The organism is Lacipirellulaceae bacterium (assembly GCA_040218535.1).
Lineage (GTDB): Bacteria > Planctomycetota > Planctomycetia > Pirellulales > Lacipirellulaceae > Adhaeretor.
The window spans coordinates 27696-44602 of record JAVJRG010000012.1 but is presented as its reverse complement, the minus strand read 5'-3'; the positions used below and the strand labels follow the sequence as shown (position 1 = coordinate 44602).

The following is a 16907-nucleotide window of genomic DNA, read 5'->3' as shown; positions in this document are numbered from 1 at the left end:
CTATCGCAGCGCCTAGTGCTAGCAGAATCTGATACTCGCCGAGCACTCGCTGTGCTTTGTGTGGCGGAACGGCGAGGAGATTCGCCTTGAGCGGTTCCAGGGGACGGTCTATTCTTCTCGCCTCACGAAACATTTTTGCCGCGGACTTCTTGCGGTTGCGGTCGCGATATTGCCAACATTCGAGGAAGACTCTCAGATGGCTAAGCCCAAAGTGATTCTTGGTGTCCACGATGGACATAACGCCTCTGCCTGTTTGATGGTGGATGGCAAGGTGGAGTACATGATTCAGGAGGAGCGAATCTTGTACGAAAAGAACGCCTGGGGCTTTCCGGAAGAGAGCATCAAGGACGCCCTCAAGCAGACGGGCATTCAGCTTTTCGACATCGATCGCGTGGCGTTTGCGTCGGAAGATCGCATTCCCGTGAAGAAAACTCGCGAGCAGGTGATGCGCAGTTTTGATCGTCTGCACACGCTAAAAGGTCGCGCCCGGATGGCGCTCATTCATACGGCACTCAAGCCGTTATACGTGAAGCTGCGCGACAACACGAAGCTGCGTCGCAATCTGCTTGATGATTGCGGTATCAAGAAAGCGCCGATGAGCGTCTACAACCATGCGCTATCGCACGCTGCCAGCGCGTACTTCGGAATGCGGAAGGATCATGCCAGCGAGGAGTTGGTCCTGACCGCCGATGGCGCGGGTGACAAGCATTGCTCGACGGTTTTCGTTGCTCAGAATGGCAAGATGCAGCGGATCGCCAGTACGAAAAATGCGAACAGCCTGGGAGCCATCTACGCGCTGGTTACCCATGCGATGGGATTCGTCCCTTACGAGCATGAGTACAAGATCATGGGCATGGCCCCCTATGCCGACGACAAGTACGCCGCCCAAGCGGCGGAAGTGTTCCACCGGTACTTGGGCGTGAACAAGGAAACGCTCGAGTTCGAGCGGAAGTGCTTCTGGCCCACGAACATGCAAGGCCGCAACTTGCTGAAAGACATCACCAAGATGCGGTTCGACAGCGTAGCCGCTGGCCTGCAAAAGTTCACCGAAGACTTGCTTGTCGATTGGGTGAAAGCTTGTGTCGCGAAGACCGGCATCCGCAAGATCGTTGCCGCGGGCGGTGTCTTCATGAATGTGAAAGCGAACCAACGGATTTTAGAACTCGCCGAAGTCGACCAAGTGGATGTGTTGCCCTCGTGCGGCGATGAATCGCTCTCGTATGGTGCGGCAACCTTGGCCCATGCGGAGTTGGACGATCCGGCCAAGCTCCAGCCTTGGGAGGGCATTTACTTCGGTCGGGACGTGAACGACGAGCAGACGGCCGAGCTACTGCGTAGCCGTGGGCATCAGTTTGATGTGCCCGAGGATATTGAACGTGAGATTGCCGAACTGCTTGCTGCCGGACATCCCGTGGCCCGTTGTCGTGGGCGGATGGAGTTTGGAGCGCGGGCACTGGGGAACCGATCGATCCTCTGCGATCCCCGCAACGGCGATTGCGTGCGGGTGATCAATCAGATGATCAAGAAACGGGACTTTTGGATGCCTTTTGCTCCGATGATGATCGCGGAGCGTAGCAGCGAGTATATCAACAATCCGAAAGGCAACAGGTCGCCCTACATGATGATGTCGTACGATTCGGCCGATCAGTTCCGCGACTTCATTGCTGCCGTGCACAATGCCGATCTGACGGCGCGTGCTCAGATCCTGGAGCAGCAGCACAACCCGGAGATGCATCGTTGCCTGAAGCACTTCGAGCAGTTGACCGGTCGTGGGGTGATTCTAAACACCTCTTTCAACCTGCATGGCTATCCGGTCGCCTTGGGCGCGAAAGAAGCTTTGCATGTCTTTGAAAACTCAGGCCTGCAGTATCTTGCTCTCGGTTCCTACCTCGTCAGCAAGCCAACGGTGGCAAAAGTGGACACTCCCGCGAGTGAGCGTACTGGAAGCCAAGTAGTCCCCACACCGAAGCTCGACTTCGGGGCGAGCCGCATCAATGGGGCTTACGCGAATGGGCAGCCGGCAGTTTAAGTTCTAAAGTCATTCCGGCAGTGCGTAGCACTGCTGTTGGGAAACGGTTCTGACGATTTTGCCGGTTCTCACGTCTTTCTGCTTGTGGCGCTGCACTGATTGAGTGTTTGTAACGCCGCGACACTCCTTGCGACCTACGTTTGTCGTAGTTTCACAACGTAGTTTTGGCGCAATCTCCCTTGAGCAAAGGGGTGAAGGCGCCGACTGTCATCGCATTGAGTTTGCAATGAGTAACACCGCCGCTGCGCCCGCTGAGTTTCAGGATAGCCTGCTGGCGAACCTGTTGAATGAGGAGTCGTACCGACCCGAAGAGCCGCGTTCGCTCGAAGAGACGGGACTGAGCCCGGTGGTCATTGAGACCCTTATCCTGAAGTTCCTGCTGCAAGTAGGTTCCGCTTCAGGTCGCGATGTCGCGAAGCGAATCTGCCTGCCGTTCAATCTCTTAGAGGATATGTTGCTCGCAATGCGGTCGCGACAGATTCTTTGCCACAGCGGACAAGCGACTCTAGGAGACTACTACTATACGCTCACCGATCAAGGTGGCGAACGGGCACGCGTAGCGATGAAAGCCTGCGCCTACGTTGGGCCAGCTCCGGTGCCTTTAGAGGACTATTTACTTTCGGTGGATGCTCAAACCATTCGCGCAGAAGCCGCCAAACGAAGTCAACTCGAAGAAGCGTTCAGCGATATTTCTGTCGAGCAAGAAATGCTCGAACTCTTGGGGCCAGCGATCAACTCCGGGGCGGGCTTGTTCCTGTACGGTGCTCCCGGTAACGGCAAGACGACCGTTGCGAAACGAATCACCAAGTGCTTCGGTCAGCATATTTGGGTGCCGCGAACGATTACCGAAGATGGACAGTTCCTGAAGTATTACGACGCTTCTTTCCACGAAGCCATCGGGGGTGACGAGGCGAGCATCCTGAAGACGTCGAGCTACGACAGCCGTTGGATCAAGATTCGCCGGCCGACGGTTGTTGTGGGTGGCGAACTGACGATGGACGCGCTCGAGATTCGCCATGATGCGACCACCAACGTCAGTGAAGCTTCTTTGCAACTAAAAAGCAATTGCGGCTGCCTACTGATCGACGACTTTGGTCGGCAGCGTATCGAGCCCACCGAATTACTGAATCGTTGGATTGTTCCGCTGGAGAATCGTCACGATTTTCTCACACTCGCCACCGGCAAGAAGATTCAAGTTCCGTTTGAGCAACTGATCATCTTCAGCACAAATCTTGAGCCTCAAGACTTGGCCGACGATGCCTTCCTGCGACGAATTCCCTACAAGATCGAAGTCGGTGATCCGTCGCTCGATGAGTTCCGAAAACTATTTGAATTGTTCTGCCGCAAGCTGCAATGTGAATACCACCCTGAGGCGGTCGACTATTTGGTGCAGACGCACTACCGTCCGCACAACCGTCCACTGCGTCGTTGCCAGCCGCGTGACTTGCTGATGCAGATCCGAAACTTTTGTGTCTACAACGAAGCGCCGATGCAACTTCGCCCCGAGATCATCGACCGCGTCGTGCGAAGTTACTTTACTGCCGTTTCTGGAAATTAAGCCATCATGAACGAAACGCCTGAAAATAATCAACGGCCCGAGGTAAAACTCCCCGGCTACACGCTACTCGACCGGCTCGGTGCTGGCGGGTACGGCGAAGTGTGGCGGGCGAGTGCACCGGGTGGGCTGACCAAGGCCGTCAAGTTTGTGTTCGGCCAATACAACGAGAAGCGGGCAGCGAACGAGCTTAAGGCGATCGAAAAAGTCCTGGAGGTTCGCCATCCCTTTCTGCTTTCGTTAGAACGCATTGAAGTGCTTGAAGACCGGCTGGTCATTATCACAGAGGTCGCCGACAGCAGCCTCAAGGATCGCTTTGATGAGTGCGTTGCGGAAGGTAAAGCGGGTATCCCACGCGAGGAGCTTCTTGGATATCTTCGCGACGCTGCTGACGCGCTCGATTTTCTCAGCCAACGGCACTCGCTTCAGCACTTGGATATCAAGCCAGAAAACTTATTGTTGCTAGCCGGCCACGTAAAGGTTGCCGACTTTGGGTTGGTGAAAGATTTGCAGAACACGCAAGTCTCGTTAGTGGGCGGATTGACACCGTTGTACGCAGCCCCCGAGGTCTTCCAAGGCAGTCCGTCTAAACACAGTGATCAGTACAGTCTGGCGATTCTTTATCAGGAAATGCTTACAGGCCGCCTGCCTTTCCCAGGGGTGACGGCTGCCGAGTTGACGCTCCAGCACCTGAATGACGAGCCGAATCTGACATCCCTCCCCGACAGCGATCGTTATCTGGTCGCCCGTGCGCTGGCGAAAGAGACCGATCGGCGGTTTGCGAATTGCAGCGAGTTTGTGAAGGCACTGTCCGGTCAAACCAGTAGCTGGGCTAGCCAATCTGCGTCGATCAGTTCGCCGCAGCGGGCAACTGAGAGTGTTGCGGGTGCGGAAACGACGAGTACTCCACGCCCCGGTATGGTGACGCAGGTCTTCGATGGGTCTCCTAACGAGGAGTCGATAAGGTCAGCCAATTCGAAGTCGATGCTCCTCGAACTGCCGAAGCGGGAAGAGGCAACCGTCACAACGTTGCCCGCGGTGCCTGTGGATTCGACGAAGCTCGACCTGCGACCCACCTTGATTCTTGGTATTGGAGGCGTGGGCGGCAAAGTCCTGACTCGCCTGCGCCGCCAGATAGTTCAACGGTTCGAAGGCCCAATCCCTGCCGTCCAGATGTTGTTGGTCGACACGGACAGTCGGGCCCTTGCACGTGCCTCAAGTGCCGGTGATCGCGCTTCGCTCACTAACGAAGAGACCTTGAGCCTGCCTCTACGTCGACCTCAGGAATATCGCGAGCGTGCTGACAAAATCCAAAACTGGTTGAGTCGTCGCTGGCTCTACAACATTCCGCGTTCCCTAGAAACCGAAGGCCTGCGTCCGCTGGGCCGGTTGGCACTGGTAGATAATGCGCAGCGGACCTTGCAGCGCATTCGCCATTCGCTCAATGAAGCCATCGATCCTGCTGCCATCGAGACTTCTAGCGATCGTTTGGATTTCCCAATCAAGCCAAGCGAAGTCCGCGTCGTCGTAGTTTCTTCCATTTCCGGTGGCACAGGGAGCGGGATGTCGCTCGACTTAGGTTACGCCGTAAGGCACGCCTTACAACGTATGGGTCTTGTTGATGCTGAAGTGACTGGCATCTTTACACACTCGCTGGGAAGCGAAACGCGACAGAGTGAGTTAGCCAAAGTCAACGCCTACTCTTGGCTGACCGAATTGCAGCATTTCTGCCACAAGGACCGTGCCTATCCGGGAGACGCAGGGGCCGGCTTGCCAGGGTTCTCCGAAGGGATTGCACCGTTCGATCATACTTATCTGTTGCGCTGGCAGGACGGTATGAACGGCGAAGAGTTCCAAGCATCCGTCGATTCCCTCGCGGAGTACGTTTATCTAAACGTCTTCTCCCCCGCACAGCAGTTTTTCGATGCGTCTCGGAATTTTGCAGACGAGGAGAACAAGACTCTCCTGCGAAGCTTTAATCTCGATAGAGCCTCTGCCGCAGAAAGTTCGCTCACCGAGAAGCTCTCGGCATCTGTTTCGCAACAGGTTGTCTTGAATTGGTCGGGCGGTGTTGCTGGCTGTGCTTCGCAAAAGAAGTGGACGCCCAGCGCACTCGCCAGCCAAGGCCCCGAAGAAACGGTCAAGGACTCGTCTGTCTCAGACACGAATCAGCTCGTTCATGGGGCGGCTCAGTTCGTTTCGCAATCGCATTTGAACTTCGAAGGTCTGAGTTCCGCAACACGCGAGGTAATGAAGACCCGCTTTGAAGGGAAAGTCGAACGTTTTTACTTAAAGACTCTCTCGACGGTCGAGGCTGCTGGAACCGCGATTGACGTTGAATCGGCGAAGCGAATTGCCGACGAATTATTCTCCGATCTCAATATCGAGAATTTTGAGAATGCCGTCCGCATTATGGGCGATCCGGTCCAGCGTGTTGTGGGCCCGTTGGGCCTTAAGCTTGCCGGGGAATTGCGACGTTGGGTACTTGAGCGACTCGACGACCGGCAGGAACGCTTGCCAGGAGCGAAGCGTGCCGTGGTCTGGCTGAGTGATCACTTCGAATCCGTTACTCGCGACGCTCAACGTTTGCTCGATCGTTTAGGAACGCAAGCGGCAGCGGAGACGCAAGAGCTGTTGGGAGCACCTGAAAACCGCAAGAAGAACCAGACCATCAGCGAGCCGACGCTTGAGAAACTGCTAGCCTATGTTCGCTTACGATTAGACCACGCTTCAGTCCTCGCAGCGCGGATTATCTCGGCGACGCTGGTGGCTGAGCTCAAGTCGCTCAACGAAACGCTAGTCGAGTTCGGTCGTCATCTGAATCATGTTGCTGTGGCGATTCATCGAAACGATGAAGTAGGTGATGACGACTCAGCGAGCTTGCAGCCACTCGATGATTGGCTTGACCCAGGAATGAAGGCGGTTCTCCCAGAGCTAGCTGACCAGGTTGACGAGATCGTCCACGAGGGATATCTAGCTGAAAATGGTGGCCTACTAGAAACCGTGATGAGCAACTCCCGCGTTCGTGCCGGTCTGCTTGCGACCATTCGGGAGCGTGCTCGCGAGGTTGCCTGCCGCCAACTGCAGCAGCAGAACTTGCAAGATCGCTTGACCCAAAGTGCGGGCGATAAGGCTGACTCAAACAAGGCGGCTTCCGCACGACTTTTGGACCACGGCGGCAGCCTGAGAAACTTGGCGGTTCTGCCAACGCAAGAGCCGCACGGAACAAGCGCGGAGAATCAAGGGTCTGCCTTCACGGATGAGACGACCGTAGTGAACGATCCACGGACCGAGTTCAGCCTTTGCTGCGAAGCCCAAGAGATTCCGTTGGTGCCCGTCGCGGTTGAGATTATCGATGCACGCCGTGACTATGCAGAGTTTGCCGCCCGGGTTCACACCCGAAAGGACATTAATTGGCAGCCCTTAGTCGCGCCTGCCGCAGCGCCGAGCGTCCCGGCTTGGGACTCACTGTGTTACAACGCTGAGGAAGAACCGTCCGCTACTCAGTTAGTTTAGTAAGAAGTGATTTAAGTAGACAGCAACTTACCAGAGATAGATTGAATTCAAGGTACAGCGATGTTAGATCTCATTGAAAACGACGTAGCTACCGTTGCCTGGCAGCTTTGCGGTCAGTTGCACGAAGACGAGACGGTTCGGCAGATTCGGATTGATTCTTCGCCTTTTGTCGTCGGTCGTCGCCAGGACCGCGCGTTGATTATCTCGACGCCAACGGTCTCCGGCGTTCACGCGGAACTGACGGTTCAAGAGGATGGCCTCTACGTCCGCGACCTGCAAAGCAGCAACGGCACCTTCGTCAACGGAATTCGCATTGAAGATAGCTTCAAGCTCGCCAATGGCGACCTCGTGCAGTTCGCCCACATGGTATTTCGCGTGTCAAATACTTCGTCGATTCGAAATTCGCAAACCTTGCAAGACGACGCGGCTGATCGGGCCTTGGCGTTGATTCAGTTCGACAAGCTAGTGACTGAGCGCGCGGTCGTTCCGCATTTTCAGCCGATTGTTGAAGTCGAAACGCAAAACACGATCGGTTACGAAATCCTAGGTCGCAGCCGCCTGTTCGGGCTCACTTCGCCCCATGCGATGTTCTCAGCCGCGGCCGTGCTTGGTTTGGAATCAGAGTTGAGCCGTCTGATGCGTAACGAAGGCGTGCGGATTGCGAGAGATTTGCCGGGCGAAGGCTTGCTTTTTGCAAACACGCACCCTGCTGAGATGGAAGACTCCGCGTTGTTGGAGTTCTCGCTCCGCGAACTGTTAGACCTTTGCCCCGGCAACCGGCTCGTGCTGGAGATTCATGAAGCCTCAGTAACGCAAGTGACCCAAATGCGCGAACTTCGTGCCGCTCTCACAGACATGGGTATCGGGCTGGCCTACGACGACTTCGGCGCGGGACAGGCCCGTATGCTTGAGCTGGTTGAAGTGCCGCCCGACTATCTGAAGTTCGACATCGCCCTGATCCGCGACATCGACAAGGCTGGCGATAGTCGTCAACGGATGTTGGCCAGCCTGGTGAACATGGTCCGCGACATGGGCGTCTCAGCCCTGGCCGAGGGTGTCGAAACCGAAGGTGAGTTCGAAGTCTGCCAACAGATGGGCTTCCATCACATCCAAGGTTATTTCTTTGGAAAGCCGGCGCTGGCGAAGACGTTTGGGGAGTGAGGGGATTTGCCCAACTTTCGTCGGAATTTATACGCGATATTTGACCGCGCTACTTGAGTCCGTCTAAGCTGTAGCAAGCTATTCTTTGACTCAAACCACGGTCCTTATTGTGCGATACTTCCACCGCGGATTGTCTATTCTTCTCGGTATTCAGCTCGCATTCCCAATTGGCAAGGCGGCTGCTCTCGATTTCAATAACGAGACGATTTCTGGCAATGTCGTCTTGCCGGCCAATGAGACTCATCGGTTCTTTGATACGATCACACTAGATGATGCCGTAGTGGACGTGTTCGGTTACCTCCGCAATGAGCAGAATCCGGTCACCGTTACGGGCAGTGGACAGATCAATCTCCACTATTCAGGAGGAGTTGAAGGGATTTGGACCGACGGTTGGACGAGCTCGTTTGTCACGATTCATCCCGGAATTGAAGTCCAAGCCGCCTACGACACGAGCTTTTCCGTCTCGGGAATCAATCAAGGAACCATCGCCGCCGTTCCCGGAGAGAACTACGGAACGGCGGTGAACAGTATCGACATGTTATTTAGCGTCGATGACTTCACGAACGAGGGACTCATTGAAGTCCGCCCTGAAGGCATTATGCGTATGGTGTTGCGTGGTTCAGGCTTTCAAAACAATGGCACGATCCGTGTGCAGCCGGACGGCCACTTGAAGCTGGTTGCAAACCCTTCCGATCCGCTTACACCGCAGTCAGTGGGTGCGATTGAAAACCACGGACTAACAACATTGCAAGCCTACATTGAAGGCATCGGCAGCTTGTCCCTGAACGGGACGGGAACCTACGAGATTGATCGCTACACCACGTTTATCAATGGCACGCTCAACATCGCTCCCACAGTCACGGCACGTGTCATTTCGCAACCAGCAAATGAGTTTCGTCTCAGCAATGCGACGATCAACGGGAACTTGGAGTCGAAGTTTCTTACGGACACAACCATTGAGAACGGCTTAACGCTCAATGGCCAGTGGGAAATTGGTCAGGCAGACCTCAACTTTGGGGACATGCAGACGATCGACGGCAACGCGACGTTTGTCTCCTCGCTCGGTTTAGGGGAGATGATTGCTACTGGCACGGGAGATGTCACTTTTGATCCCAGTACCGTGCTCAAAGCGACTTCCAATGCGACCATGCGATTGCGGAGAGAAGTAGCTGGGACGAGTTTCCGCCTGCGTGGTGAAACATTGGCCGATGGCGGGACGTTTAGCACCAGCGCCGGAGGCTCGACAAATTGGGGGACGATGCGGGCGCTCAATCAAGGGGAACTTGAATTAGGACGCTTCTCAACCGCCTTCACCAATCACGCCACGATCGAAGTGACTGCAGGCGGATCGCTGTTTTGGGGGGAAGGACTTACCAACCTGGGCACGATTACGGTGGATCAAGGATCAATCACGCTGGAGCAAGTTCCCCTTTCAGGTGTCGGGACAACAACGATTACGGACTCAACAATTTTTGCCGCGGCGTTTCAGCAAAAGCTTTCTGACTTGCTGGCGCTGTCTAGAACTCGTAGCGAAATCGTCACCGCCGGTTCCTTCTACGGCGATCAAGTTGATCTTGAAGGAGGTACGCTCACGATCGCTGACGCCGATAACCAACGTTGGGCGATGCACGGAGGTGGGATTCAGAAGGGTACGATTGAATCTGCGGACGGGTTCGAGCTGCGGACCGTCTCGCCAGTCGGTGTCCCCTCCAGTAATATCCCCGTGTTGAGAAACGTCGTACTCAATGCGGACGTGCGCGTTACTAGCGAACGAGCCTTGCAGGTTAACGAGAACGTAACCGGCTCTGGAAAGATCATTCTTGATGGGGGACGCGTGCAAGTGAATGGTTTTGGCAACCAAGGGGCACCGATGACTTCTGAAGTGCTGGGAATGATTGAGCCAGAACCGACAGCCGAGAACAATCTCGTGGATATTTACGGAAACATCGACAACACGGGCAGAACGATTTATCTCAAGGAGGGTGCTGAGTGGTGGGTGCGCAATCTTCGTCAGGACGGCATCGTTGGTGGACGGATCGAAGGCGATGCGGGAGTCGAACTGCAAATGCTCGGAGGCTATGGATCCAATGGGTTGGCCACCATACGCGGAGTGACCTTGGCGGTTCCTACGAACGTTCCTTCAAACACATATGTACGCGACGGGCTAACCTTGGATGGAGCCGTGGTCTCGATTGGCTCCCCAATGTCGAGTACGCAACAACAGGGGTCGACCGGGCGGTTGATCTTCTTAGATCCTCAGACGCTGAATGGCATGGGCGAGATTCACTTCGTAGCGTCTGCCAACCCGAACAACGGATTTAGTGAGGTGATCGTCCAGAGCGGGCCACTAGAGATAGGATCGGATATCGTCCTGCGAACGTGGACCGCCGACGGAACCATTGCCGGGGCGCCCAACTACTCCTCGCCGCCAACCACGCTCGTTCCTGCCGATCTGACCCTGCACGGTATGTTTGTGGCAAAGAATGGTCACACGTTGACCCTCGCGACTGATAATTTCGCGCAGCTAGGCACTTTGCGTACGGAGGAAGATTCAAGTATTGAGGTGTTCGATGCTAACCTGCACAACCAAGGCCGTTTGGAATTCGCTGGCGGGCAGATGAGCTTCTCCGGCCAGCTTTCACAAAGCTCGACCGGCACAATGAGCTTCGATCTGGAAACCAACCCACTCGACCCAGCAGGGCTAGAAGTCAGTGGTGATTTACTGCTTGATGGCGTACTGGAAGCACAGTTCGCGGACACCGGCTTCGTACCTGCGGCGGGTGATTCATTCCAGTTGGCCGAAGTCGAAGGGGAGATTGTCGGTGCTTTTTCAACGATGCAATTGCCGGCGCTCACGAGCGGCTTGAGTTGGATTTTGACGACCGACTCGCTTTCACTCTACTTAGAAGTTACCACCGGCGGCTTACCGGGGGACTTCAACGGGGACGACCGTGTGGATGGCGTTGACTTGCTCGCAATACAACAAGGAACACCTAGCGATATCGCCGATTGGCAGGCGTACTATGGCAAACAGATTGTGAGCGTTGCGAATGTGCAACGCGTGCCGGAACCTATGAGCGTTCTGCTGATGTTGGCTGGAGTCTTCAAAGTACTTGGTTCACGTGTTACGGCAAGACAGAGCTAGTCTTCCCTGGGCACTTCCGCCGTTGTGGCTGCTGAGCGGTTGTCGTTTCCGTCTGCGAGTGCCGGCGCAGAAAGTGGTCGGCAGAGAGCAGTGCCACGAGGGCGATGCCATAGAGGTGTGGGTGCTGCTCGGTGGAGATTCGCGGTTGCTGTCCTGCCGTGTCGGGGGTGGCCTCGCTCATCGAGCCGAATCGTGGGCTCGCTTCCAGTTCATCAAAAGCAGCTTGGCGGGCTGCTTGATCGCGCGGGGTCTGCTCTTCTTCGGGCAGGATGTTCGCAGGGCGCTCAGTGGGTGTCGTTGGGCTGCGTTTGGTTGGTAGGTGTTCAGCAGCTTCTGCCGTTGTCTGTTCTGTGAGTTGGTTCGTAGTCACAGAAGTTTGCTGTGATTCAGGGTGAATAGCACGCGTTGTGTGCGCCGTCACGTCGGTTGGGCTCTCTTGCCGTGGAGTAGGTCGGTGCTGTTGGAAGCGGAACTGTCCGAGTTGAGCCAGTCGAACTTCGGGTTTCTCGGTGTGCGCTTGATTGTGGGTAGCACTTGAAGTGCGCTGGTTCTCCGTGCTTGCGACCTCCAACCAAGAAGCCCTCACACGGACATTCTCTAGGGGACGATCAACAAGCTGAGCAATCGATTGTTTGTCTTGGCCAGGGTCACCGTGTTCGGGGTTCGTTGGAGCAGGGGCGGGGCCGGTCAAAGCGGGCAGCTCGGGAGGAGGATCGAATACGATGGAGCCTCCTTCGCCCGCTTTGCCACCTGAACCCGGGAAGGGACGAACGCCGCCGCCAATCCCCAGGTTGAGCGAACCATCGAGATCTAAATCCTGTCCAAAGCCACTTGTCGTCGAGCCATTGGTGAGCCCAGGGACGAAGGCTTGATCGCTAGCAAAGCTTCCCAAGTCGAAGCCGTTGCCGGCGGTTCGGGGGGAACCGCTCGGTTGCAGATCGACGAGGCCCCCTTCGATACCGATCAGCGAAGTGAGGTTGGCCTGGGTTAATTGAAATGAATGATCCAGAACTCCCGCGTCCAACGCAGACAGATCAACCGCCGTTGCCGCGGAGAGCACCAGCCGTCCCTCGAACTGCTCCATGCGAAGCGTTCGGTCGATCTTGCGAGGCGATGATGGCGAGGTGGTGATCATGGAATCAAATATCTATGGTAGCCGAGCCGCTGGCTGCTGTTTGGTGACCAATGCGCGGAGGGCTGTTTCTCCAGGACTCAGCGGGGAGGACTCCGTTGGCGGTAACTCAGTATAACCGTGGTCGAGCGCCGCTTGCCAAGTTTCAATCGCGGCACGGCGATATTTTTCTGCCGAGGTGGACCTGTCACTCAGTTTCTTTGTGATTGTTATCTGCTTGGCCGATTCGGCCAGTTCGACCGCCACATGATAGAGGTGCTCTCCATGCTCTGGCCAAAGCTTCTTCCGCTGCAGGGCGATCTCTGCCGCCTGTTCTGGCTCGCCCGTCTTTCGTAGCGAGCGGCCGTAGTTGAAAAGCTGACGGCTTAACTGTTCTCGGGCGGCATGGGTCGGCATTTTCTCAAAAGCCTCCGACTGGATTGCTACAGCAGCAGCGAAGGTGTCGACCGCTTGTCGAAGCTGATTAGTAGATTCAAGAAGCATGGCCTGGTTGTTGAGAACACCGGCATGAAGACTGCCGAAGGCCGTCGCCTGAGGAAAGTCAGCCGCCAGGCTTGCCGCCACTTCAATCGCTTCCGAGTAATGCCGATTGGCCGCAGTCAGGTCGTTGGAAAGTTGTGATCCTTCAAGTTGGGCCACCTTGCTGAGCGTCACGGCCAAGTCGCGGCGATAGGCTGGGAGGTTGCCCGCTTGGCGAACGAGCCGACGCAGAAGATTAATTGCCTTCCCGTAGGCTTCCCGCGCTGCGGTAAGATCGTTTTCTGTCGTGAGTAAAGTGGCTTCGTTACTGTAGCATTGCGCGAAGTCGCTCTGGAATTCTAGTTCATCAGGATTCTCCATGACTAGCCGTTCGAGTATGTCGCGAGCTTGCCGACACGCAACGAGTGAACGGCTTGGGCGATGGTCGCGCAGCACGTAGCTAAGGTTGTTTCGGGCAATGGCCAGATCATGGAGGCGACGTGCTGTTGGATCTTCCTGTTGAATCTGTTCGAGAAGCAAGATCGACCGCTTGAGATAATCCTCAGCACGTTTGGGGTGACCGTCCTGTGCTTCGAGTAAGCCAAGGTTGCTTAGCGTCTCAGCGAGTGTTGTCGAGTCGTCGTGGCGCTGAGGATCGAGGGAGATCAGCTGTTCTTGGAGGCTGATTGCCGCTTGGTAAGCATTGCGGGCTGGATCGTACTCTCCCTCTTGAAAGAAAAGCTCCGCGCGATTGTTTTCGCACTTCGCGAGATTCGAGAGCACGGTTCGTTTCTCATCATCAGGATGCGCTTCCGACTGAGCACTTGGTTTATCCAGTAGCGATGTCCACTGCGTTTTGGCTTGCTCATAAAGTTGTTTGGCCTCTGTGGTGTTGCCAAGTTGAGCGGTGATGCCCGCGGCGCGGAAGGCGGTTTCGGCCTGCTGGGATGTTAGCTCTGTTGTCGCTTCTTCGCTCTGCGATTGGTTGAGAAACTCACGGTAGTAGGCGAGCGTATCGACGAGCAATGCACGGCGAATCGGTTCGCTGCCGGGCAGCGTGGCCAGCTCGCCCACGAGCCGTCCGCCGAAACGATCGACCACTTCACGAGCTTTCGCGAAGTGCTCCTCAGACTGCGCCAAGGCTGCAACAGTTCGCTCTTGCTCTTGCTCCGTCTGAAACCGGGCCTGGGAAATCCGCCAAAGACTGAATGACGAAACAATCGCTACGAAGGCAAGCATTGCTGCGAAGGCCGCCGCCGTTCGGCGATGTCGAACGGCCCACTTGGTGGCTCGGTCGAGGGGACTCGGACGTTTGGCTTGCGTTGGGATCCCCTCAAGAAACCGTTGGAGGTCCTCAGCCAGTTCGCCAGCGGTCGAGTAACGTTCTCCAATCTCCTTCGCAACTGCTTTGAGAACGACATTCTCAAGTGCAACGGGGATTGCCGGATTGAGTTTGCGAGGAGAGGGGGGCTCTCGCGTTGCGATGTCGGTGAGCAACTGTTGACGGTCGTCCGTTGTGTGGATCGGCTCTAGCGTGAGCAACTCGTACAACGTCGCGCCCAAGCTGTAAACATCGCTCCGGGCGTCGACCAGTGCGTTCTTACCTGCCGCTTGTTCGGGACTCATGTAGCGGAGCGTGCCGACGATGTCGCCCGTGGCCGTGACGTTCGTGCCTGCGTTGATGCGCGCGAGGCCGAAGTCGGTGATCCAAAGTTTTCCTTGAGCGTCGATCAGTAAGTTGGACGGCTTGACATCGCGATGCACGATGCCGCTTTCGTGGGCATGGTGCAAGGCCGTGGCGGCTTCGAGTGCTAAGCGAGCAGCAGCATGAATGTGCGAACGCGAGCTTACTTCCGCTTTTGTCGAGAATTCATTCTTTCTTTGCGTCGTGGTGTTCCCGTGGGCATTTTCCGGATTGCTGAAGCGATCCGGCCAGGCGAGAGAATCATCGTTGCGTTGGCGCAGTTCGGCGATTGCCGCTTCTAGGGATTGCCCTTCGACATACTGCATGGCGAAGAAGTGCACGCCCCGCTCTTGGCCTACGCCGTAGACTTGTACAATGTGCGGGTGATGCAACTGAGCGGCGGCCTGGGCTTCGGTGCGGAAGCGAGCAATCTGCTGCGGGTCGAGAACTGCCGCAAAGGGCAAAACCTTGAGAGCGACCGTGCGGTCGAGCGAAATCTGACGAGCGGCATAGACCACACCCATGCCACCGCGACCGATTTCGTGCAGAAGTTGGTAGTCGCCTAAGCGTTTTGATTCGTCAGAAACCACCGGTAAATTTGGTTCGACCTGTTGCGCACAATCGGCGGCGAGCAAGTGGAGCTGATCGAGACTTTCTGCGTAGGAGCGAATCTCGCCGGCCAGGTCAGGATACTTGGCGAGGATCGGTTCCAAGGCGGGCGGCGTGCCTGAGGATTCGAGTTCGCTCAGATAGAGATCCAGCGCTTCGGCTAGGCGTGGGTCAAGATCGCCAGCGGCGGAGATGTTCGTTGAGGTTGACTCGCTCACGCCTCACCCCCGTTGAGCTTTTCGCGGAGTTGCTTGATCGCGCGCAGCCAGAGCATGCGGACGGCTCCGGCAGAACGATCCATCCGTTGACCGATTTTCTCAAACGGCAAGCCTTCCAAGTGACGCATCACGATTACTTCGCGGTAGTCTTCAGGGAGAGCCGCGAGTTGGTCAGCAAGCTCGGAGCGCATTTCGCGTCGCTGCATGTGGACACTGGGCGTGGCCCCGGGATCGGGGAGGATCGCCTCGAGCCGCATGGTCGATTTTTCGAGCGCGGCCCCGAGACGATCCACGGAGATCTCACGACGCACGTCGCGCTTACCTGCGAGGACGTGCTTCTCAATGACTGTGTGCAGGTTGTTCACCAGAATCCGCCGCAGCCAACCAAGAAACTCGGGCGTCGTTTCGCCGCGGAATTTAGCGAAGTCGCGATGAGCTTCAAAAAAGGTTTCTTGGACGACATCCGAAGGGCTGACGCGGGAACGCAATTTGGCTTCCAACTGGGCGACAACCAGGATCCGCAGATAATTGCGATAGAGTTGCAGTAGCCGACCTAGACTCTCCCCAGAGCCCTCTTTGGCCCGGGCGAGCAATGTGTCAGCGATCGTGGATGAGGGGCTTGGCATTATGAGTTAGTCGGATCTGGGCAGTACTATCTACCCTATATGGCCGAAGACGATATTGTTTGTCACGTCAATGCGAAAAATTAATCAGACTTTTTGGAATACTGGGCGGTAGATTCTGATGACTTATCAATCACCTCTGTTTTTAGGCTCGACAAAGCTCTTCCAGCGAGAAAGAAGAACAAAAGAATCAGCAGTGCTGATGAAAGGTTCAACGCAACCGCAATAGGCAGGACCATGCGAAGATTGATGAGGGCACAAGCAACAGCGACGCAAGAAGTAACAAGCAACAGGTCCTTTAGGCGTATCTGACGTGACTTGAAGTTGCGGAGAAAGACACCAGCCCAAATGATGACCATTAGCCAGTAGGGGCAATCCCAGCCAATGACTCGGGAGTTAGCTACAAAACCGAAACCTCCTTGCTTTTGTTCAGAGGGCGTTGGAGGTGGCATCCACATGCAACAGTACCCGTCTCGTCGCTCCAACCAGAAACTAGCATCGACATAGTCGTTGGCAGTTATGAAAGACGTACTCACGCCATGGTTGCTAACGAAGCCGACCTCGAACCAGAGATGGTTGTAGGCTCCGGCCACACAATTCGGGAAGTCGCTTCCGAAGTAGACACCGAGACTACTTGTGCCCCATAGCAAAAGAGCCAGCAACGTCATGTTGAGAGAATAGAGTTGCATGAAGAAGCTACTTGCGCGACGGAGTAAGTTCCAAGTCGAACTTGGTCAATCTTGACTATCATACTTAGCTTCACCCTTAATCGTAAC

The 16907-nt window shown here is 55.8% G+C and carries 9 protein-coding genes; 5 read left to right on the top strand and 4 right to left on the bottom strand.

The annotated features are described in order from the left end of the window. The first annotated feature begins 196 nt into the window (after positions 1-196). The 5 genes from RIB44_14215 (at position 197) to RIB44_14195 (ending at position 11406) form a co-directional block, all read left to right on the top strand. Positions 197-2029, top strand: coding sequence for a carbamoyltransferase C-terminal domain-containing protein (locus RIB44_14215; protein ID MEQ8617723.1), 1833 nt, complete (start codon positions 197-199; stop codon positions 2027-2029). Between the two features lie 226 nt (positions 2030-2255). Beyond that, a complete protein-coding gene (locus RIB44_14210) occupies positions 2256-3587 on the top strand; it encodes an AAA family ATPase (protein MEQ8617722.1) in 1332 nt (443 codons plus the stop codon). Between the two features lie 6 nt (positions 3588-3593). Then, positions 3594-7100 carry a tubulin-like doman-containing protein gene (locus RIB44_14205; GenBank protein MEQ8617721.1) on the top strand — a complete coding sequence of 1169 codons (3507 nt, stop codon included), beginning with the start codon at positions 3594-3596 and terminating at the stop codon, positions 7098-7100. A gap of 60 nt (positions 7101-7160) precedes the next feature. Next, the gene (locus tag RIB44_14200; GenBank protein MEQ8617720.1) at positions 7161-8261 is read left to right on the top strand and encodes an EAL domain-containing protein; all 1101 of its coding nucleotides are present in this window, start codon (positions 7161-7163) and stop codon (positions 8259-8261) included. An 85-nt stretch (positions 8262-8346) separates the two neighbouring features. Further along, a complete protein-coding gene (locus tag RIB44_14195) occupies positions 8347-11406 on the top strand; it encodes a hypothetical protein (protein ID MEQ8617719.1) in 3060 nt (1019 codons plus the stop codon). Here RIB44_14195 and RIB44_14190 read toward each other — a convergent pair. From RIB44_14190 to RIB44_14175, 4 genes are all read right to left on the bottom strand, one after another. Then, positions 11387-12541, bottom strand: a complete 1155-nt coding sequence (locus tag RIB44_14190) for a hypothetical protein (GenBank protein ID MEQ8617718.1) — start codon at positions 12539-12541, stop codon at positions 11387-11389. The two genes, RIB44_14195 and RIB44_14190, sit on opposite strands and share 20 nt — an antisense overlap. 12 nt (positions 12542-12553) lie before the next feature. Next, complete coding sequence (locus RIB44_14185; protein MEQ8617717.1) at positions 12554-15508, bottom strand: protein kinase; 2955 nt, start codon at positions 15506-15508, stop codon at positions 12554-12556. Next, the gene (locus tag RIB44_14180; GenBank protein ID MEQ8617716.1) at positions 15505-16134 is read right to left on the bottom strand and encodes a sigma-70 family RNA polymerase sigma factor; all 630 of its coding nucleotides are present in this window, start codon (positions 16132-16134) and stop codon (positions 15505-15507) included. Before RIB44_14180 ends, RIB44_14185 begins: the two co-directional genes overlap by 4 nt. A gap of 80 nt (positions 16135-16214) precedes the next feature. After that, entirely contained in the window at positions 16215-16820 is a 606-nt protein-coding gene (locus RIB44_14175) for a hypothetical protein (GenBank protein MEQ8617715.1), read from the bottom strand. Between the last annotated feature and the right edge of the window lie 87 nt (positions 16821-16907).